Source organism: Anaerotruncus sp., assembly GCF_057433415.1.
Map to the genome: position 1 here is coordinate 1 of NZ_DBMDHH010000004.1, position 19,284 is coordinate 19,284.

The window sequence follows — 19,284 nt, forward strand, 5'->3', positions numbered from 1 at the left end:
AAGGCCTCGGGGATCGGGCTTGAGTGGTACCAGCAGGCGGAGAACTACGCGCAGTACGCGCTGGGCAAGACCCCGGCGGAGCTTTCCGGTCTGGCGGTGAACGACCACGGCTCCCCGACGGACGCGGAGCTGGCCGCCTCGGTGACGATCGGCATCGGCGACTTCAACACGATCCTCCAGAAGGCCGCCGAAAACGCGGGCGCCGCCTCCCTGAGCGAGGGCGGCCTTATGACCGGGCTGGCGGTGATCAACTCGGTGGGCAGTTCGAAGGACGCGGGCGATGAGGACGGCCTCGCACAGGCGGACTCGAACGTCGTGGCGGTGCTCGTCGACGCGGACGGCCGTATCGTCGACTGCAAGATTGACGGGGTGCAGGCGAAGATCCCCTTCTCGAAGGAGGGGAAGCTGCTCGTCGGAACGGACACGATGTTCCGGACCAAGCAGGAGCTTAAGGAAGAGTACGGCATGAAGAAGGCCTCCGGCATCGGCAGGGAGTGGAACGAGCAGGCGGACGCGCTGGCCGCCTATGTGACGGGCAAGACGCTGGATGAGATCAGGGGCATCGCGGTGACGGAGGACGGGCACGCGGGCGACGCGGAGCTCGCGTCGTCGGTGACGATGTCGGTCGGCGGCTGGCTCGAGACAGTGGAGAAGGCGGTCGCGAACGCGAAGCCGATGGGCGCGAAGGCGGGCGACAGGCTCGGGCTGGGGATCGAGACGAACATGTCGAAATCCACCGACGCGGGGGACGAGGACGGCCTGGCGCAGGCCTACTCGATGTACACGGCGGCGACGTTTGGGCCGGACGGCCGGATTACGAGCTGCATCCTCGACGGCTCGCAGAGCAACGTGAACTTCGACAAAGCGGGCAAGATCACGACCGACCTGACGGCCGCGCCGCAGACGAAGAACGAGCTCAAGGAGGCCTACGGCATGAAGAAGGCCTCGGGGATCGGGCTTGAGTGGTACCAGCAGGCGGAGAACTACGCGCAGTACGCGCTGGGCAAGACCCCGGCGGAGCTTTCCGGTCTGGCGGTGAACGACCACGGCTCCCCGACGGACGCGGAGCTGGCCGCCTCGGTGACGATCGGCATCGGCGACTTCAACACGATCCTCCAGAAGGCCGCCGAAAACGCGGGCGCCGCCTCCCTGAGCGAGGGCGGCCTTATGACCGGGCTGGCGGTGATCAACTCGGTGGGCAGTTCGAAGGACGCGGGCGATGAGGACGGCCTCGCACAGGCGGACTCGAACGTCGTGGCGGTGCTCGTCGACGCGGACGGCCGTATCGTCGACTGCAAGATTGACGGGGTGCAGGCGAAGATCCCCTTCTCGAAGGAGGGGAAGCTGCTCGTCGGAACGGACACGATGTTCCGGACCAAGCAGGAGCTTAAGGAAGAGTACGGCATGAAGAAGGCCTCCGGAATCGGCAGGGAGTGGAACGAGCAGGCGGACGCGCTGGCCGCCTACGTGACGGGCAAGACGCTGGATGAGATCAGGGGCATCGCGGTGACGGAGGACGGGCACGCGGGCGACGCGGAGCTTGCGTCGTCGGTGACGATGTCGGTCGGCGGCTGGCTCGAGACGGTGGAGAAGGCGGTCGCGAACGCGAAGCCGATGGGCGCGAAGGCGGGCGACAAGCTCGGGCTGGGGATCGAGACGAACATGTCCAAGTCCGCCGACGCGGGGGACGAGGACGGCCTGGCGCAGGCCTACTCGATGTACACGGCGGCGACCTTCGGGCCGGACGGCCGGATCACGAGCTGCATCCTCGACGGCTCGCAGAGCAACGTGAACTTCGACAAAGCGGGCAAGATCACGACCGACCTGACGGTCGCGCCGCAGACGAAGAACGAGCTCAAGGAGGCCTACGGCATGAAAAAGGCCTCGGGGATCGGGCTTGAGTGGTACCAGCAGGCGGAGAACTACGCGCAGTACGCGCTGGGCAAGACCCCGGCGGAGCTTTCCGGTCTGGCGGTGAACGACCACGGCTCCCCGACGGACGCGGAGCTGGCCGCCTCGGTGACGATCGGCATCGGCGACTTTAACACGATCCTCCAGAAGGCCGCGGAAAACGCGGGCTGAACGGAATAAAATGAAAAGGAAGGGACGGGAACCGTCCCTTCCTTTTTCGGGAGTGCAAACGGATGAGGAAATGGACGGCATGCCTGCTCGCGCTGCTGCTGGCGGCGCTGCCCGCCTGCGGGCGGCCGGAGGCGGAGACGCCGCGGTATGAGGCGACCTTTTTGACCCTCTTCGATACGGTGACGACGATCGTCGGCTATACCGACGACAAGGCGGCGTTTACCGAGGAGGCGCAGTTCGTTCACGACGAGCTGGAACGCTACCACCGGCTCTACGACATCTATAACGACTACGAGGGCGTCCACAACATCAAGACGATCAACGACCGCGCGGGCGTCGCGCCGGTCGTGGTGGAGCGCCCGGTGATCGACCTGCTGCTTGAGGCGAAGGAGCTCTACGCCTTCACGGGCGGGAAGGTGAACGTCGCGTTCGGGAGCGTTCTGTCCATCTGGCACGACTACCGGGAACGGGGGATCGACGACCCGCTTTCCGCCAAGCTGCCGCCGATGGAAAAGCTGCGGGAGGCGGCGGCGCACACCGATATCGACAAGGTCGTGATCGACGAGGCGGCCTCGACCGTCTATCTCGCGGACCCGGAGATGCGCCTCGACGTGGGGGCGGTCGCCAAGGGATACGCGGTCGAGCGGGCCTGTCGGGCGGCGGAGGAAAAGGGGATCGAAAGCCTGCTCGTGAGCGTGGGCGGCAACGTGCGCGCGATCGGGAGCATGGACGGGCGCGGATCCCCCTGGAAGGTGGGAGTGCAGAACCCCGGCATGGGGGAGGGCGGCCCGCAGTTCCTCTGCACGGTGGGGCTTCGGGATCGCTCGCTTGTGACGAGCGGCAGCTACCAGCGGTATTACACGGTGGACGGAAAGACCTACCACCACATCATCGACCCGGAGACGCTCATGCCCGCCGCTTATTATACGGCGGTGAGCGTGTTGACGCCCGACTCGGGGGCGGCGGACGCGCTGTCGACGGCGCTCTACAATATGCCCTATGAGGAGGGACTGGCGCTCGTGGAGGGGATGGAGGACACCGAGGCGCTGTGGGTGATGCCCGACGGGTCGCTGCGTGAGAGCGGCGGCTTCGCGGAAGCGGTTCTTTAAATGGGTTGCCGGCTTTTTAATAGCGGCGAAAAGCCCAATCCCTCAGGCGCTTTTCGGGTCCTTTTTACAAGCGAAAAGGAACATGATAAGGCCCGCCGCAGTTGCGGCGGGCCTTATCATTTGAGAATCTTACTTTAAAATCCCGTCGAGGGCGAGGTTCACCTCGAGCACGTTGACGGTAGGCTCCCCGAATACGCCGAGCAGCCGCCCGCCGGTGTATTCCGCGATCACCGCGCGCACCTCATCGGCGGTGACGCCGCGCGCCCGCGCGACCCGCTCCACCTGATATTCGGCCGCGGCGGGGGAGATGTGCGGGTCAAGCCCCGAGCCGGAACCGGTCACGAGGTCCACCGGGATGGGTTCGTCCGCGCGCTCGGGATGGGCGGCGCGGATTTTTTCGACCCGCTCGGCGATCATCCGCCCGTATTCCGCGCTCGCGGGACTTTTGTTGGAGGGGCCCGCGTATAAGAGCGGGCTGCCGTCATCATCGTGGAAGGCGCCGGTGTTGAGGACCATCACGCGGCCCCAGAGATACTCGTCGCCGGTAAATTCCTGCGCGAGCAGGGTGCTGCCGTACTTTTTCCCGTCGATCTCGATGATGCTGCCGTTCGCCTGCTTGGGGAAGGCGAGCTGACAGATCCCGGTGACGGCGAGCGGGTAGACGACGCCGCAGAGAATGGTGAGCGCCACGCAGACCACAAGCGCCTTGACCGTATATTCTTTCAGGGTTTTCATGTGATAACCGCCTTTCTTTAGAGCACGAGCCCGAAGAGGACGAGCAGCATGTCGATCAGTTTGATGGCGATAAACGGGGCGATGATACCGCCGAGGCCGTAGACGACGAGGTTGCGGGAGAGCAGCTTCGCGGCAGGCACCTCCCGGTAGCGGACGCCCCGGAGGGCCAGCGGGATGAGTGCCACGATGATGAGCGCGTTGTAGATGATCGCCGAAAGGATGGCGCTTTCGGCGCTGTGCAGGCCCATGATGTTGAGGGCGGAAAGCCCGGGGTAGAGCCCCATGAAGAGGGCGGGCAGGATGGCGAAGTACTTGGCCACGTCGTTGGCGATCGAGAAGGTGGTCAGGCTGCCGCGGGTCATGAGGAGCTGCTTGCCGATGCGCACGATGTCGATCAGCTTGGTCGGCGACGAGTCGAGGTCGACCATGTTGCCCGCCTCCTTGGCCGCCTGCGTGCCGGTGTTCATCGCGACGGCCACGTCCGCCTGCGCGAGCGCGGGCGCGTCGTTGGTGCCGTCGCCCGTCATTGCGACGAGGTGTCCTTTGGCCTGCAGGTCCCGGATCATCTGCAGCTTGCCCTCCGGGGTGGCCTCGGCAAGAAAGTCGTCCACCCCGGCCTCCGCCGCGATGGCGGAGGCGGTGAGGGGGTTGTCGCCGGTGATCATGACGGTGCGGATGCCCATTTTGCGCAGGTCGGCGAACTTCTCCCTGACCCCCTGCTTGATGATGTCCTTGAGGTGGATGACGCCGAGCACCCGCCCGTTTTTGGCGACGACGAGGGGGGTGCCGCCCTGGCGGGCGATCTGCTCAACGGCCTCCTCGCACTGTTTGGAGTAGGCGCCGCCCTGCCCGGCGACGTAGGCCCTGACCGCCTCGGCCGCGCCCTTGCGGATTTCGTTGCCGGCGTAGTCCACGCCGCTCATCCGGGTCTTGGCGGTGAAGGGGATGAAGCTGGCGTGCAGGCCGCCGAGGTTCCGCCCGCGCAGGCCGAACTGCTCCTTGGCGAGCACAACGACGCTGCGCCCCTCGGGAGTCTCGTCGGCGAGCGAGGAGAGCTGCGCCGCGTCGGCCAGCTCGTGGATGTCGGTGCCGTCGACGGGGATCAACTCGTACGCCTGCCGGTTGCCGAGGGTGATGGTGCCCGTCTTGTCGAGCAGCAGGGTATCCACGTCGCCCGCCGCCTCGATCGAGCGGCCGCTCATCGCGAGGACGTTGGCCTGGTTGAGGCGGCTCATGCCCGCGATGCCGATTGCGGAGAGCAGCGCGCCGATCGTGGTGGGCGCGAGGCAGACGAGCAGGGCGGCCAGCGCGGTCACCGAGGTGGGATTGACCATCCCGGCCTGGCCGGCGGAGAAGGCGGAAAAGGGATAGAGGGAGACGGTGACGAGCAGGAAGATGATCGTCAAAGCGACGAGCAGGATCTGCAGCGCGATCTCGTTGGGGGTCTTCTTGCGGGAGGCGCCCTCGACCATCGCGATCATCTTGTCCAGAAAGCTCTCGCCCGCCTCGCTTGTGACGCGGATGACGAGCTGGTCGGAGGTGACGGTGGTGCCGCCGGTGACCGCGCTGCGGTCGCCGCCCGATTCGCGGATGACCGGCGCGGATTCGCCGGTGATCGCGCTTTCGTCGACCGACGCCGCGCCGTCGATCACCTCGCCGTCGGCGGGGATCTGTTCGCCCACGCCGACGAGGACGAGGTCGCCCTTCCGGAGGCAGGCGCTCTTGACGCGGGTGATCTCGTCCCGGCGGTCGGGGGAGGGGATTTTGTTGGCGGTCACGTCCTGTCTGGCGGCGCGCAGCGCGTCGGCCTGCGCCTTGCCGCGCCCTTCGGCGATCGCCTCGGCGAAGTCGGCGAAGAGGACGGTGAACCAGAGGATGACCGCCACGGCGAGGATAAAGCCGGGGCGCGCGTCCGCAACCCCGAAGAGGGAGCAGACATAGAGGGCGGTGGTCAGGACCGCCGAGACATAGACGAGGAACATGACCGGGTTGCGCAGCTGGGTCTTGGGGGCCAGCTTGACGAAGGAGTCCTTCACCGCCCGGAGCATCAGCTCCTTTGTGACAAAGGCCGTCTTTTTTTGATTCATGAGGTTCACTCCTTTAAGCAATCATCTGGAAGAACTCCGCGATGGGCCCGAGCGCGAGCGCCGGGAAGAAGCTCAGCGCGCCGACGAGCAGGACCACGAAGATCAACAGCCCGATGAAGAGGGCGTTGTGGGTGGGCAGGGTCCCGGCGCTCTCCGCGACCTTCTTTTTGCCCGCGAGGGAGCCCGCGATCGCGAGCGTCGCGATGAGCGGCACGAACCGCACAAAGAGCATCACGAGGCCGATCGAGACGTTCAGGAAGGGGGTGTTCGCATTGAAGCCCGCGAAGGCGGAGCCGTTGTTTCCGCCGGCCGACGAGTAGGCGTAGAGGATTTCGGAGAAGCCGTGCGCGCCGGCGTTGTTGAGGGAAGCGGCGGTGGCGGGCAGCGCGGCGGCGAGCCCGGTGCCGATCAGGATGGCGACGGGGGTGGCCAGACAGACGAGCACCGCCATCTTCATCTCGCGCGGCTCGATCTTTTTGCCGAGGTATTCGGGCGTGCGCCCGACCATCAGCCCGGCGATGAAGACGGTGAGAATGGCAAAGCCGACCATGCCGTAGAGACCGCAGCCGACGCCGCCGAAGACGACCTCGCCGAGCTCCATCTGGAGCATCTCCACCATGCCGCCGAAGGGGGTGTAGCTGTCGTGCATCGAGTTGACCGAGCCGTTGGAGGCCGCGGTCGTGAAGACGCCCCACGTCGTGGAGGCCGCGATGCCAAAGCGGGACTCCTTGCCCTCCATGTTGCCTCCCGCCTGCGCGCCGGACGCGGAGACGTCCACCGCGCCCTCCTGCGCGAGCTGCGGCGTGGCGCCCGCCTCCGAGGCCGCTGCGATGCCGAGGAAGGCCACCAGCAGGATGAGCATCGCCAAAAAGAGCGCGCGTCCCTGGCGTTTGTCCCGGACGCCGTACCCGAAGGTGAAGCAGCAGGCCACCGGGATGAGCAGCAGGGAGATCATCTCGAAGAGGTTGGAAAGCGCGTTCGGGTTTTCAAAGGGGTGCGCCGAGTTGACCCCGAAGAAGCCGCCGCCGTTGGTCCCCAGCTGTTTGATCGCGATCTGGCTGGCGGCTGGGCCGAGCGGGACGACCTGCCGGGTAACGGCGGCGCCGTCCTCCAACACGACCGGCTGGAGCAGATCGACGGTGTCATAGGGCGCGAACGTCTGCACGACGCCCTGGGAGGCGATGACGAGCGCGACCACGATGGACAGCGGGATGAGGATGTAGAGGGTCACCCGCACAAGGTCGGCCCAGAAGCTGCCGAGCCCGGTGGATTTCACCCGCGTGAACCCCCGGATGAGTGCGAACATCACAGCGATTCCCGTCGCGGCCGAGACGAAGTTCTGCACTGTCAGCCCGAGCGTCTGCGTGAGGTAGGAGAGGGTGCTCTCCCCCGAGTAGGACTGCCAGTTGGTATTGGTCACGAAGGAGGCCGCCGTGTTGAAGGAGAGATGCCACGAGCAGCCGGGCAGTCCTTCGGGGTTGAGGGGAAGAACGCCCTGGAAGAGATTGAGAAGGAGCAGGAAGAGAAATCCGAAGGCGCTGAACATTACGGCGGCCAGCGCGTACTGCTTCCAGGTCATCTCCTGGGCCGGGTCGACGCGCATGAGTTTGCAGAGCCCCTTTTCGACCGGCCGCAGCAGGGGGGAGAGGAAGGTCCTTTCGCCGGTCATGACGTGGTACATATATTTGCCCAGCGGGACGGCCAGCAGAACCAGGATCAAAAGATAAAGGACATATTGCAGGATGTGGTTGGTCATTTTTCATCACCTCTGAACAGAATATAAACCAGATAAGCGAGCATCAGGACCGATGCGGCGCCGATGGCGGCGATTACGGCACTCATTGCGTTGGTCACCTCTTTCTTTCGTGTTGGGGTGTTTTGCTCAACGCTCTATTTATAGCACGGACGCCGTAAACGCGGCGTTAGGCTTTGGGGGGCCGGCGTTAAGGTTCCGTAAACGGAAGGGCCCTTAATGGAATCTTAACGGAATCTTTACATCGGGCGCGGATATCGTAATGTTCTTCTAACGATCTTTGTGGTAAACTGGGGAAGGAAACGGAGGTGCGCGGAAATGGACGAACAGCGCCTCGACCCCGACCAGCTCCTCACCCGGATCAAGGGGGAGAAGCCCAAAGAAAGCCGGGGCCGCCTCAAAATCTTTTTCGGGTATGCCGCGGGGGTCGGCAAGACCTACGCGATGCTCGAAGCCGCGCACGCCGCGAAGGACGCGGGCGTGGACGTGGTGGCGGGCTATATCGAGCCGCACACCCGGCCCGCCACGCTCGGGCTGCTCGACGGGCTCGAGCGGCTGCCGCCGCTCACCCTCTCCCACAAGGGGGTCGCGCTGCGGGAGTTCGACCTCGACGGCGCGATCGCGCGGCGCCCACAGCTTATCCTGGTGGATGAGCTGGCCCATACGAACGCCGAGGGCTGCCGCCACCGCAAGCGGTACCAGGACATCGAGGAGCTTCTCAAGGCGGGCGTCGACGTCTACACGACGGTGAACGTCCAGCACATCGAAAGCCTCAACGACATCGTGGCCTCGATCACCGGGGTGATCGTGCGGGAACGGGTGCCCGACAGCGTCTTTGACTCCGCCGACCAGGTCAAGCTCGTGGACATCGAGCCGGACGACCTGATCGAGCGGCTGTCGGAGGGGAAGATCTACGCGTCCGACCAGGCGCACCGGGCGCTCGGGCATTTCTTCACGCGGGAGAACCTCGTGGCCCTGCGGGAGATCGCGCTGCGCCGCACCGCCGACCGGGTGAACCGCATCGCGGAGCGCGGCAAGCCGCTGGGCGCCGACTATTACACCGAGGAACACATCCTCATCTGCCTGTCGAGCTCCCCTTCCAACGCCAAGGTCATCCGCACCGCGGCCCGCATGGCGGGGGCGTTCCACGGCAGCTTCACCGCCCTCTTCGTCGAGACGCCCGGTACCGCCGAGCTGGACGGGGAAAACCGCGGCCGCCTGCGGGAAAACCTGCGGCTGGCCGAGCAGCTCGGCGCGCACATCGCCACCGTCTATGGAGAGGACATCCCGGCGCAGATCGCGGAGTACGCCAAGGTGAGCGGCGTCTCGAAGATCGTCATCGGCCGCTCGAACAACCGGAAGGGCCTCTTCGCCCGCCGCCAGAACCTGGTGGAACGGCTGACCGTGCTCGCGCCCAACATCGACATCCACATCATCCCCGACAACGCCCCGCCCTACACCGCCGCGCGCCGCTGGCGGAAGCTGTCCGCCGGGCTTTCGGGTGCGGACACCCTCAAGACCGCCGGGATCCTCGCGGCCGCCTCCCTGATTTCCATGCTCTTTTCCCGCTGGAACTTCCGCGAGGCGAACATTATTACCGTCTATATCCTCGGCGTGCTCTTCGTCGCGATGTGCACCCGCAGCAGGATTTACGGCGCGGCCGCCTCGCTGCTCAGCGTGCTCGCCTTCAACTACCTGTTTACGGCCCCCTATCTCACCTTCCGCTTCAACGACCCCGGCTACTACGTCACCTTTGGCGTCATGTTCACGGCCTCCTTCCTGACCAGCACGCTGACGATGCGGGTTCGCAGTCAGGCGCGGCAGGCCGCGATGAAGGCCTACCGCACCGAGGTCCTTTTGGAAACGAGCCAGAAGCTCCTGCGCGCCGAGACCGAACGGGAGGCGTTTGAGCAGATGGCCGGCCAGCTCATCCGCCTGCTGAACAAGACGGTGCTCCTCTATCCGCTCGACGCGGCGGGTCCCGGGGAGCCGGGCGTCTGGACCGCGCCCGGCGCACAGGGGGATACCGCCCGGTATACGGCGGCGGACGAGCGCGCGGTGGCCCACTGGGTCTACCGCAACAACAAGCACGCGGGCGCGACGACCGACACGCTGCCCGGTTCCAAATGCCTCTACCTCGCGGTGCGCAACCACGACACCGTCTTCGCGGTGGTGGGCATCGCGATGGACGACGGCGCGCCGCTCGACGTCTTCGACCGCAACATCCTGATCGCGATGCTGGGCGAATTCGCCCTCGCGCTGGAGAAGATGCGGGAGGCCGAGCAGAAGAAGCGGATTTCCATGCAGGTGGAGCAGGAACAGCTGCGCGCCAACCTGCTGCGCGCGATCTCCCACGACCTGCGCACCCCGCTGACGAGCATATCCGGCAACGCCGGCATCCTGATGGGCAGCGCGGAAAAGCTCGGCGAGGAAAAAAAGCACCAGCTCTACACCGACATCTACGACGACGCGATGTGGCTGATCAACCTTGTGGAGAACCTGCTGTCGGTGACGCGGATCGAAAACGGCACGATGAACATCCGCATGGAGCCCGAGCTGCTCGACGAGGTGATCGGGGAGGCGCTCCTGCACCTGAGCCGCCGGAGCTGCGAGCATACGATCGCCACCGTGCAGGAGGACGACCTGCTGATGGCGCGGATGGATTCCCGGCTGATCATCCAGGTGATCATCAACATCGTGGACAACGCCGTCAAATACACCCCGGACGGAAGCCGCATTACGATCTCGGCCCGGCGGGAGGGGGAGATGGTCCGGGTGGAGATCGCGGACGACGGCGGGGGCATCCCCGACGAAGCCAAGGAGAAGCTCTTCCAAATGTTCTACACCGCGCAGCATAAGCGCGGGGGAGACGGCCGCCGCGGGCTGGGGCTGGGGCTTTCGCTCTGCAAATCGATCATAACCGCCCACGGCGGGACGATCACGGTGCGGGACAACCTCCCGCACGGCACTGTATTTTCCTTTACACTGCAAGCTGAAGAGGTGAACTGCCATGAATAAGACTTCCATCCTCGTGGTCGAGGACGATAAGGCGGTCCGGAACCTGATCGCCACCACGCTGGAGACGCAGGGCTACGACTACCTGACCGCTGAGACGGGCGCGTCCGCGCTGATGCAGGCGGTGTCCGGCCATCCGGACATCATGATCCTCGACCTCGGCCTGCCCGATATGGACGGGGTGGAGATCATCAAAAAGGTGCGCGGCTGGAGCAGCCTGCCGATCATCGTGGTGAGCGCGCGCAGCGAGGACCGCGACAAGATCAGCGCCCTCGACGCGGGGGCGGACGACTACCTGACCAAGCCGTTCTCCGCCGACGAGCTGCTTGCCCGCGTGCGGGTGGCGCTACGGCGCATCCGGTACGACAGCGCGCGGCCGGGGGCGGAGAGCAGCGTCTTTGAAAACGGCGGGCTCAAAATTGACTATGCCGCGGGCTGCGCCTATGTGGACGGCGAGGAGGTCCACCTCACGCCGATCGAATATAAGCTGCTCTGCCTGCTGGCGCACAATGTCGGGAAGGTGCTCACCCACAACATGATTCTCAAGGAGATCTGGGGCAACGTCCTGCCGAGCGACACCCCCTCGCTGCGGGTTTTCATGGCCACCCTGCGCAAAAAGATCGAACAGGTCCCCTCCCAGCCGAAATACATCCAGACCCATGTGGGCGTGGGCTACCGGATGCTCCGCATCGTGAACAGCCCGGAGGCCGACGCCTGACCGCCCGCGACCGGAAGGCCCGCCGCTGCAAACGCAGCGGCGGGCCTTCCGTCTTTATACAATATTAACGCCCCGGCCCGAAAGCTTTACCCCGCCCTAACGGCCCGGGGGGTATAATGGAACCAGAAGACAGGGGAGGGGGCGCATGGAAGTGCTGATTGTCGCGGGACTGCTGTTCATCGGGGTGGTCGGGTTCCTCTGCGCGCGCGGGATGGAACGGTTCCTGGGCGAAAGCTACCGCCCGCGCTGGAGCGCCCGCAGGGAGCGCCCATCGGGCGCCGTGATCTTCCTGACGCACGGCCCGGTGCAGAAGTAGGAGCTGAAAAAGGCCCGGAGCGAAGGCTCCGGACCTTTTTTGCGCCCGCGCGCCGAATGGGCAATTCCCTTCTCCTGCTTTTCTTCGGGCGGCCCGCATGCTATAATAAACGCGGGCAATCGGCGCCGGCAAATTGCGCCTGCCTGTGGCGGCGGGCGATTAGGAACGCGCCCGGATGCCCATGCTTTTGACAGGGCGCCCGCGCGGCGCGGACATTCTATCACGATGGGAGAATCACAATGTTTCATATCGGCGGAAGTTTCCTCACCAGCCTGCTCTCGCTGGGCGTCTATCTGTTGCAGTCCTACGCGATCTACCGGCTCGCGGTCGTGCGCGGCCTTCCGAATCCCTTCTTTGCGTTCATCCCCTTCTTCCAGCTCTTCATGCTCGGACAGATCGGCGACTCGATGAAGCACCTCAACCGCCGCGTCTACGACGTGTTCGCCAGCGTTCCGCTCGCCTACGCGCTGCCGATCGTCTCGGTCGCCGCGGTGCTGCTGCGCTATCCGTTCAGCACGCTGGCCGACCTGCTCGTGAGCGTGGGCACGCTGGTGGTCTACTATCTCGTTTTTTATTTTTACGCGCGCAAGCAGTGCGTGCTTTTTACGGTCATCGCCGGCCTGCCCACGATCGTGAGCATCCTGGCCATCCTCTCGCTCATGCCGCTCATCGGCGGGGCGTTCATCTACGCGGCCGGCATCCTCGCCGTCGCGGCGGTGGTCACGCCGGTCGTCGGCCCGCTGCTGATTCTCTACAGCATCCGGGGCTACCGGATGTACCGCTGAATTTCCAGCCCAAAAGCCCCCGGCGGAGCCGGGGGCTTTTCTTTGGCTCTATTCCACAAAATGGAGGGGGAAAATCTGGAATATATCGTATAATCGCTTCCGTGCGACTTTATCTCTCCCGCCAATTGTAGTATACTGGAAAAAAAGAACCGGCGGGCCCCTTTGACATGGGAGGAGGAAATGACATGAAGAACATCCTGTTTGTCGCATCGGAATGCGTGCCGTTCATCAAGACGGGTGGATTGGCCGACGTGGCCGGCGCGCTGCCCAAGGCGCTCGACAAAAGCCGTTACGACGTGCGCGTCGTCCTGCCCGACTATACCTGCATCCCCGAAAAATACCGCGGCCAGTTCCAGTACGTGGACAGCTTTCAGATGGAGCTGGGCGGTCTGGGCCGCGTCTATGTGGGCGTCATGACCTGCCGGGTGGAGGGCATCACCTACTACTTCATCGACAACGAGCACTACTTCGGCGGCGACAAGCCCTACGGCGACCTGCTGTGGGACATCGAAAAGTTCTGCTTCTTCTCCAAGGCGGCCCTTTCGATCCTGCCGACCGTGGGCTTCCGTCCCGACGTCATCCACTGCCACGACTGGCAGGCGGGGCTGGTTCCCGTCTTTCTGCACGAGATGTTCAGGGACAATCCCTTCTACCGCGGCATCCGCACCGTCGTGACGATCCACAACCTGCGTTTCCAGGGGGTATGGGACATCCCGGCGATGAAGCGGTTCACCGGCCTGCCCGACCGGGCGTTCACCCCCGACCGGCTCGAGTTCCACCGGGACGCCAACATGCTCAAGGGCGGGCTCGTCTACGCCGACCGGATCACGACGGTCAGCGGCACCTACGCGTGGGAGATCCAGCAGCCCTCCTTCGGCGAGGGGCTGGACGGCCTGCTGCGCGCCAAGAGCGGAACCCTCAGCGGCATCCTCAACGGCATCGACTACGACATCTATGACCCGGTGACCGACCGCAAGCTCTACGCGAACTATGACAAAAACGGTGTGCGCCAGGGAAAGGCGGCCAACAAGGCCGCGCTCCAGCGGGAGCTGGCGCTGCCCGAGGACCCTGAGGTGATGATGGTCGGCATGATCACCCGCCTCACCGACCAGAAGGGGCTTGACCTCGTGGAACGGGTGATGGACTGGCTGCTCACCTCGCGGATCCAGCTGGTCATCATCGGCACGGGCGACAAGAAATACGAGGACCTCTTCCGCCGCTACGAGTGGGAGCGCAAGGAGAAGGTCTCCGCCAACATCTACTTCAACGACGACCGCGCCCACAAGCTCTACGCGGCCGCCGACGCAATGCTGATGCCCTCCCTGTTCGAGCCCTGCGGCCTCACCCAGCTGATCTCCCTGCGTTACGGCACGGTGCCCATCGTGCGGGAGACGGGCGGCCTCAAGGACACGGTCGAGCCCTACAACGAGTACGTCCAGACGGGCACCGGCTTCTCCTTTGCGAATTATAACGCGGAGGAGATGCTTGACACGATCTTCTACGCGGAGCGGGTCTTCTACGACACCCGTTCCTGCTGGGACGAGATGGTGCGGCGTGGCATGGAACAGGATTTCTCCTGGCGCAGCAGCGCGCAGGCCTACCAGTCCCTCTACGACCAGCTCGGTTAGATTTCAGAAGAAAGGCCCCCAGAGCCGCCGGCTCCGGGGGCCTTTCTTGCGTGGAGAATGAGATTCAAATTGTAAACCAAAGCAAATATAATGGTTTACAATCATGGGAATCCATGCTATACTGACCGGGACAGGGGGGATATGATGTCGCTCAAGGAGGAACTGCTCCGCTATCTGGAGGAGCACAGGGAGGCGCCCGTCTCGGGACAGCTGCTCGCGGAAAGGCTTTCGGTGTCCCGCGCGGCGGTCTGGAAGGCGGTGAAGAGCCTCGAGGAGGAAGGCCACCGCATCACGGCGGCCACCAACCGGGGCTACCAGCTCGAGGCGGCCAGTGACGTGCTGACCGCGCAGGGGGTGCGGTGCCATCTGAGCCCCGCGTACCGGGACTGCGCCGTTCTGGTGGAGCGGCGGGTCGGCTCGACCAACACGCAGGCCAAAAAGCTGGCGGCGGACGGGGCGGGCGGGCGGACCATTCTGCTGGCCGACGAACAGACGGCGGGCAGGGGACGGATGGGACGCGGGTTCTATTCCCCGGCGCGGACGGGCGTCTACATGAGCCTTCTGCTGCGGCCCGAAACGGACAGCGCGCAGCTCCCGATCATCACCGTCGCGGCGGCCGCGGCCGTCTGCGAGGCGATCGAGGCGCTGACCGGGCTGGAAACGCAGGTCAAATGGGTAAACGACGTGCTGGTCGGCGGCAGGAAGGTCTGCGGCATCCTCACCGAGGCGGTCAGCGACTTTGAGAGCGGCCGGACCGAAAGCGTGATCGTCGGCATTGGCGTCAACGTCAAGACGCCGCCCGCCCTTTTCCCGGCGGAGCTGCGGGAGATCGCGGGCTCGCTGCTGCCCGCGAGCGTCTCACGCAACCGGCTGGCCGCCGAGATCGCCAACCGGCTGTTCGACTACGTCGCCGACCTGCCGGGACGGGCCTATCTCGAGCCCTACCGGCGGCGTCTGATGGTATTGGGAAAGCGCGTCCGTTTTTACCGGGAGGGCGCGTGGCAAAGCGGAAGGGCGGTCGGGCTCGACGGCGACGGCTGCCTCGAGGTCGAAACCCCGTCGGGCGCGGTCCTGCTGCGCGCCGGGGAGATCAGGATGGAGGGGGAACCCATATGACAACGACCGTGAAGACCCGCGGGATCGTGCTGTGCGGGCTCTTTTCCGCCCTCATCGCGATCGGGGCGTTTTTGCAGGTGCCGGTCCCGTTCATGGATTACTTCACCTTGCAGTTCCTGTTCGTCACGCTGGCGGGGATGCTGCTCGGCTCCCGGCGGGGGAGCCTTGCCGTGGCGGTCTATGTGGCCGTCGGGCTGGCCGGTATCCCGGTGTTCGCGGCTGGCGGCGGCATCCAGTACGTCTTCCGCCCGAGCTTCGGCTACCTGCTTGGGTTCATCGCCGCCGCGTGGCTCACCGGACGGATCTGCGAGCGGACCGGCGCGCGCCGGTTCGGGCAGTTTTTGCCCGCCGCTTTCGCGGGGATGGCGGTCACCTATGCGGTCGGCTTCCTCTATAAATTTCTGATTCTCAATTACTATCTCGGCCAGACGACCCCGTTCGCGGTCGTCCTCCTCTCCGCGTTTCCGCTCGATCTGCCGGGCGACGCGGTACTGTGCGTCGTTGCCTCGGGGCTTGCCGGACGATTGCGGGCCGCGCTGGGAAAGGAGCATCTGCTGTGATTACAAAGCTGAAGGAACGGATTTTAGCGGGCGGGGCCGTCTCCCGCGAGGAGGCGCTGCGCCTCGCCCATGAAGCGGAGTTGGAGCCCCTCTGCAGGGCGGCGGACGACATCCGCCGCCAAATATGCGGCAACCGGTTCGACCTCTGCGCGATCGTCAACGGAAAGTGCGGGCGCTGCTCGGAGGACTGCAAATACTGCGCGCAGTCGGCCCGCTACCCGGCGGAGGTGGAGAGCTACCCGCTGCTCGGCGCGGAACCGATCGCCCGGCGGGCCCGGTCCGACTGCGAACGGGGCGTGCTGCGCTTTTCGGTCGTGACCTCGGGGCGGACGCTCTCGGAGGGGGAGACGGACGCGGCCTGCGAAGCGTACCGGGAGATCGGCGCACGGTGCGGGATTGCCCGCTGCGCCTCCCACGGGCTGCTGGATTACGGTCAGCTCGTGCGGCTGCGCGAGGCGGGCGTGACCCGCTACCACTGCAATCTGGAGACCTCCCGCAGGAACTTCCCGAACATCTGCACCACCCACACCTACGACGAAAAATGCGCGGTCATCCGGAACGCGCGGCGCGCCGGGCTGGAGGTGTGCAGCGGCGGGATCATCGGCATGGGCGAGACGATGGAGGACCGCGTCGACCTGGCGATCGAGCTGCGGGAGCTGGGGGTGCGCTCGGTGCCCGTCAACCTGCTCAACCCCATCAGGGGCACGCCCTTTGAGGACCGGCCGGTGCTGCCGCCGGAGGAGCTGCTGCGGACGGTGGCGGTCTTCCGCTTCCTGCTGCCCGGCGCCGCGCTGCGGCTGGCCGGGGGGCGGGGCCTGCTGCCCGACAGGGGCAGGGCGGCGTTCTGCTCCGGCGCGAACGCCGCCATCACCGGCGACATGCTGACTACCGCGGGCATCACCGTCGAAACCGACCTCGCGCTGGTGCGAGGCCTTGGATATGAGGTGGCGCGGCTATGAAGGAGGGCGTTTTTGTCACCGGCACCGGCACCGACGTGGGCAAGACCTACGTCTCGGCGCTTCTGGTCAAGACCCTGCGGGAGCAGGGCCGCAGCGCCGGATATTTTAAGCCGGCGCTCAGCGGCGCCCGCCGGCGGGACGGCGCGCTCATCCCCGGCGACGCGGAGGAGGTCTGCCGCATGTCGGGGCTGCCCGGCCCGCCGGAGCAGTATGTGGCGTACCTCTACGAGCAGGCGGTGTCGCCCCATCTCGCGGCGCGGCTGGAGGGCCCGCCGATCACGCGGGAGCGGATCATGGAGCGGTTTTCGCAGGTCGCCGCGCGGTTTGACTATCTCGTCGCGGAGGGGTGCGGGGGCCTTTTCTGCCCGCTCTGCACCGAGGGGGAGCAGCTGCTGCTCGGCGACGTGGCCGCGATGCTCGGACTGCCGCTCGTGATTGTCTCGCCGTCGGGGCTCGGAGCGATCAACGCAGCGGTGCTCACGGCGGAATACGCCGCGAAGCTGGGGCTCCCCGTCCTGGCGGTCGTGATGAACGGCTTTGAGGCGGGGAACCCGCTGCACGAGGACAACCGGGTCCAGATCGGGCGGTTCACCGGGCTTCGGACGATCTGCGCCGCGCGGGACGCCGGGACGATCGGGTTGCCCTGAGGGCGGACGGTAAAACAATATAAAAGGGCGGGAGCCGGGGCCATTTGGCCCCGGCTCCCGCCGCAAGGAGAATATTTGTCAGTGGTCGGCAAATGGAACGCGGCTCAGAGAGCCTCCGGCCAGACGGTGAAGCTGCCGTCGAGCTTGACCTCGATCATATATGGGCCGCCGCTTTTGCGGGCGGCCTCCATGGCGGCGGGGATCTGGCTGGCTTTGGTGACGATGCAGCCGTCGAAGCCGAAGGCTTTGGCGACGCTGAGGTAGTCGTAGTCGGGGAACTCCACGCCGATGTAGCGGCCCTCGCCCATCTTGAAGAGCTCCTCCTGTTTGATGTTGCCGAAAGCGGAGTCGTTCACGAGCAGCACGGTGACCGCGAGCTTTTCCCGCGCGATGCTCTCGAGCTCGCCCAGCGTCATGCCCAGCGAGCCGTCGCCGATGAGCGCGACGACCTCCCGGTCGGGCGAGGCCTCCTTGCAGCCGAGCGCCGCGCCCAGCGCGAATCCCATGTTGCCGTAGTTGACCGGCTTCATGTAGGCGGTGCCCTTCGGGAAGGTGGTGTAGTGGGTCCACGCGCCGGGGTTGCCCGCGTCCACGCAGAAGACGGTGTTTTCCCGCAGGGACTTTTCCAGCTCCCTCTGGAGCGCGATGGGCGGCACTGGGGTACGCTCGGTATCGGCGATGGGGCCGGAAAGCAGCGCTTCCTTCCACGCGGCCTTGCGGGAGAACATCTCGTCCCGGAATTCCGGCGTGCCCGCGAAACCTTCGAGCGCGGCGAGCAGCTTTTGCAGCGACGCCTTGGCGTCGCCCACGACACCCGCCGCCACCGGGTACTGGCGGCCGATCTGCTCGGGCAGGATGTCGAACTGGACGACGTTTTTTGGGGCGATTGACCAGCGGTTGGTGCTGATGGCGGTGAGGGAGGAGCCGACCAGGATAACGCAGTCGGCCTCCTCAATGCACGCCTGTGTGACCTGTGTGCCGTGGCGGGAACGGGCCCCCAGGAAATTCTCAAACGATTCGTCCACCGCGCACATGGCGTTGTAGGTGCAGACGATGGGCGCGCAGAGCTGTTTGGAGAGACGCGTCACCTCGTCGGCGGCGTGGGACAGCTTAACGCCGTTGCCGATCCAGAGCATCGGCTTTTTGCTTGCGCGGATGACCCGCGCGGCCGCCTCAATGGCTTCGTCGCTCGCGACGCTGTCGGGGCGCACGCAGTAGCCGGCCGGGTCTGCCGGGACGTAGGGGGCCTTTTGGTTCTCGATGACGTCGCGGTAGAGGTCCACCACCACCGGGCCCGGGTGGCCGGTCTTGGCGGTGCGGTAGGCTTCGCGCATCGCCCAGGGCAGTACGGAGATGTCGCGGACGGGGATGTATTTTTTGCAGATGCTGCCGAAGAGCAGCTCGTGGTCGCTCTCCTGCGCGTCGCCCCGGCCCGCGTCGGCAAGCCGGTTCTGGAAGACCAGCGCGATGACCGGGCTGGAATCCCGCAGGGCCCCGCCCAGGCCGGTGATCAGGTTGGTGGCGCCGGGGCCGGTTGTGGCGAGGCAGATGCCCGGCTCGCCGGTCAGCCGGCCCCAGCCGTCCGCCGCGGTGGCAGCGCCGTTCTCATGGCGGGTATGGACAAAGCGCATGCCCGGAACGTCCTGAATGGGATCGGTGACATAGAGGGTCTGCCCGCCGGGGACCCCGAATACCACTTTTGCGCCAAACTCTTCCATCACTTTGACGACCAGCTGGCCGCCTGTAAATTGTTCGCTCATGCCAGTTCCTCCTC

15 protein-coding genes are annotated in these 19,284 nt (G+C 65.6%); 11 read left to right on the plus strand and 4 right to left on the minus strand.

All coding sequences use genetic code 11. From position 1 onward, the window contains the following. Both ACZO3G_RS01985 and ACZO3G_RS01990 read left to right on the plus strand, forming a co-directional pair. Positions 1 to 2,082: hypothetical protein (locus tag ACZO3G_RS01985; RefSeq protein ID WP_486846745.1), on the plus strand; the 2,082-nt coding region annotated here is incomplete at its 5' end. A gap of 62 nt (positions 2,083 to 2,144) precedes the next feature. After that, positions 2,145 to 3,191, plus strand: coding sequence for an FAD:protein FMN transferase (locus tag ACZO3G_RS01990; RefSeq protein ID WP_276870770.1), 1,047 nt, complete (start codon positions 2,145 to 2,147; stop codon positions 3,189 to 3,191). 129 nt (positions 3,192 to 3,320) lie between these two features. Here ACZO3G_RS01990 and kdpC read toward each other — a convergent pair whose 3' ends face one another. Genes kdpC through kdpA form a run of 3 tightly spaced genes read right to left on the minus strand, consistent with a single transcriptional unit; the run spans position 3,321 to position 7,769 of the window. Further along, positions 3,321 to 3,926: a potassium-transporting ATPase subunit KdpC gene (gene kdpC, locus ACZO3G_RS01995; protein ID WP_276870768.1), complete on the minus strand. Its 606-nt coding sequence runs from the start codon at positions 3,924 to 3,926 to the stop codon at positions 3,321 to 3,323. Positions 3,927 to 3,943: 17 nt separating this feature from the next. After that, positions 3,944 to 6,013, minus strand: a complete 2,070-nt coding sequence (gene kdpB / locus ACZO3G_RS02000) for a potassium-transporting ATPase subunit KdpB (RefSeq protein ID WP_276870766.1) — start codon at positions 6,011 to 6,013, stop codon at positions 3,944 to 3,946. Positions 6,014 to 6,026: 13 nt separating this feature from the next. Beyond that, the gene (gene kdpA / locus ACZO3G_RS02005; RefSeq protein ID WP_276870764.1) at positions 6,027 to 7,769 is read right to left on the minus strand and encodes a potassium-transporting ATPase subunit KdpA; all 1,743 of its coding nucleotides are present in this window, start codon (positions 7,767 to 7,769) and stop codon (positions 6,027 to 6,029) included. 315 nt (positions 7,770 to 8,084) lie between these two features. Between kdpA and ACZO3G_RS02010 the strand changes: the two genes are divergently transcribed. The 9 genes from ACZO3G_RS02010 to bioD all read left to right on the plus strand — a co-directional run bounded on the left by ACZO3G_RS02010 (position 8,085) and on the right by bioD (position 17,510). Beyond that, positions 8,085 to 10,784: a sensor histidine kinase gene (locus ACZO3G_RS02010; RefSeq protein ID WP_276870761.1), complete on the plus strand. Its 2,700-nt coding sequence runs from the start codon at positions 8,085 to 8,087 to the stop codon at positions 10,782 to 10,784. Beyond that, complete coding sequence (locus ACZO3G_RS02015) at positions 10,777 to 11,499, plus strand: response regulator (protein ID WP_101551978.1); 723 nt, start codon at positions 10,777 to 10,779, stop codon at positions 11,497 to 11,499. The genes ACZO3G_RS02010 and ACZO3G_RS02015 overlap by 8 nt, the downstream gene beginning before the upstream one ends. 145 nt (positions 11,500 to 11,644) lie before the next feature. Further along, positions 11,645 to 11,815: a hypothetical protein gene (locus tag ACZO3G_RS02020; RefSeq protein ID WP_276870752.1), complete on the plus strand. Its 171-nt coding sequence runs from the start codon at positions 11,645 to 11,647 to the stop codon at positions 11,813 to 11,815. Between the two features lie 239 nt (positions 11,816 to 12,054). Further along, the gene (locus ACZO3G_RS02025) at positions 12,055 to 12,600 is read left to right on the plus strand and encodes a hypothetical protein (RefSeq protein ID WP_276870750.1); all 546 of its coding nucleotides are present in this window, start codon (positions 12,055 to 12,057) and stop codon (positions 12,598 to 12,600) included. Positions 12,601 to 12,785: 185 nt separating this feature from the next. Next, positions 12,786 to 14,228, plus strand: a complete 1,443-nt coding sequence (gene glgA, locus ACZO3G_RS02030; RefSeq protein WP_276870749.1) for a glycogen synthase GlgA — start codon at positions 12,786 to 12,788, stop codon at positions 14,226 to 14,228. A gap of 144 nt (positions 14,229 to 14,372) precedes the next feature. Further along, positions 14,373 to 15,344, plus strand: coding sequence for a biotin--[acetyl-CoA-carboxylase] ligase (locus ACZO3G_RS02035; protein ID WP_276870748.1), 972 nt, complete (start codon positions 14,373 to 14,375; stop codon positions 15,342 to 15,344). Further along, the gene (locus ACZO3G_RS02040) at positions 15,341 to 15,904 is read left to right on the plus strand and encodes a biotin transporter BioY (protein WP_121586448.1); all 564 of its coding nucleotides are present in this window, start codon (positions 15,341 to 15,343) and stop codon (positions 15,902 to 15,904) included. The genes ACZO3G_RS02035 and ACZO3G_RS02040 overlap by 4 nt, the downstream gene beginning before the upstream one ends. Beyond that, complete coding sequence (bioB, locus tag ACZO3G_RS02045) at positions 15,901 to 16,863, plus strand: biotin synthase BioB (protein ID WP_277138459.1); 963 nt, start codon at positions 15,901 to 15,903, stop codon at positions 16,861 to 16,863. The genes ACZO3G_RS02040 and bioB overlap by 4 nt, the downstream gene beginning before the upstream one ends. Then, the gene (bioD, locus tag ACZO3G_RS02050; protein ID WP_276870744.1) at positions 16,860 to 17,510 is read left to right on the plus strand and encodes a dethiobiotin synthase; all 651 of its coding nucleotides are present in this window, start codon (positions 16,860 to 16,862) and stop codon (positions 17,508 to 17,510) included. Before bioB ends, bioD begins: the two co-directional genes overlap by 4 nt. Positions 17,511 to 17,614: 104 nt before the next feature. Here bioD and ACZO3G_RS02055 read toward each other — a convergent pair whose 3' ends face one another. After that, positions 17,615 to 19,270, minus strand: coding sequence for a thiamine pyrophosphate-binding protein (locus tag ACZO3G_RS02055; RefSeq protein ID WP_276870742.1), 1,656 nt, complete (start codon positions 19,268 to 19,270; stop codon positions 17,615 to 17,617). Between the last annotated feature and the right edge of the window lie 14 nt (positions 19,271 to 19,284).

Bases quoted from the DNA above. Each gene is read 5' to 3' on its own strand.
- bioD (WP_276870744.1), top strand. From the start codon at position 16,860: ATGAAGGAGGGCGTTTTTGTCACCGGCACCGGCACCGACGTGGGCAAG.
- ACZO3G_RS02020 (WP_276870752.1), top strand. From the start codon at position 11,645: ATGGAAGTGCTGATTGTCGCGGGACTGCTGTTCATCGGGGTGGTCGGG.
- ACZO3G_RS02015 (WP_101551978.1), top strand. From the start codon at position 10,777: ATGAATAAGACTTCCATCCTCGTGGTCGAGGACGATAAGGCGGTCCGG.
- glgA (WP_276870749.1), top strand. From the start codon at position 12,786: ATGAAGAACATCCTGTTTGTCGCATCGGAATGCGTGCCGTTCATCAAG.
- kdpA (WP_276870764.1), bottom strand. From the start codon at position 7,769: ATGACCAACCACATCCTGCAATATGTCCTTTATCTTTTGATCCTGGTT.
- ACZO3G_RS01990 (WP_276870770.1), top strand. From the start codon at position 2,145: ATGAGGAAATGGACGGCATGCCTGCTCGCGCTGCTGCTGGCGGCGCTG.
- ACZO3G_RS02010 (WP_276870761.1), top strand. From the start codon at position 8,085: ATGGACGAACAGCGCCTCGACCCCGACCAGCTCCTCACCCGGATCAAG.
- kdpC (WP_276870768.1), bottom strand. From the start codon at position 3,926: ATGAAAACCCTGAAAGAATATACGGTCAAGGCGCTTGTGGTCTGCGTG.
- kdpB (WP_276870766.1), bottom strand. From the start codon at position 6,013: ATGAATCAAAAAAAGACGGCCTTTGTCACAAAGGAGCTGATGCTCCGG.
- ACZO3G_RS02040 (WP_121586448.1), top strand. From the start codon at position 15,341: ATGACAACGACCGTGAAGACCCGCGGGATCGTGCTGTGCGGGCTCTTT.
- ACZO3G_RS02025 (WP_276870750.1), top strand. From the start codon at position 12,055: ATGTTTCATATCGGCGGAAGTTTCCTCACCAGCCTGCTCTCGCTGGGC.
- ACZO3G_RS02035 (WP_276870748.1), top strand. From the start codon at position 14,373: ATGTCGCTCAAGGAGGAACTGCTCCGCTATCTGGAGGAGCACAGGGAG.
- ACZO3G_RS02055 (WP_276870742.1), bottom strand. From the start codon at position 19,270: ATGAGCGAACAATTTACAGGCGGCCAGCTGGTCGTCAAAGTGATGGAA.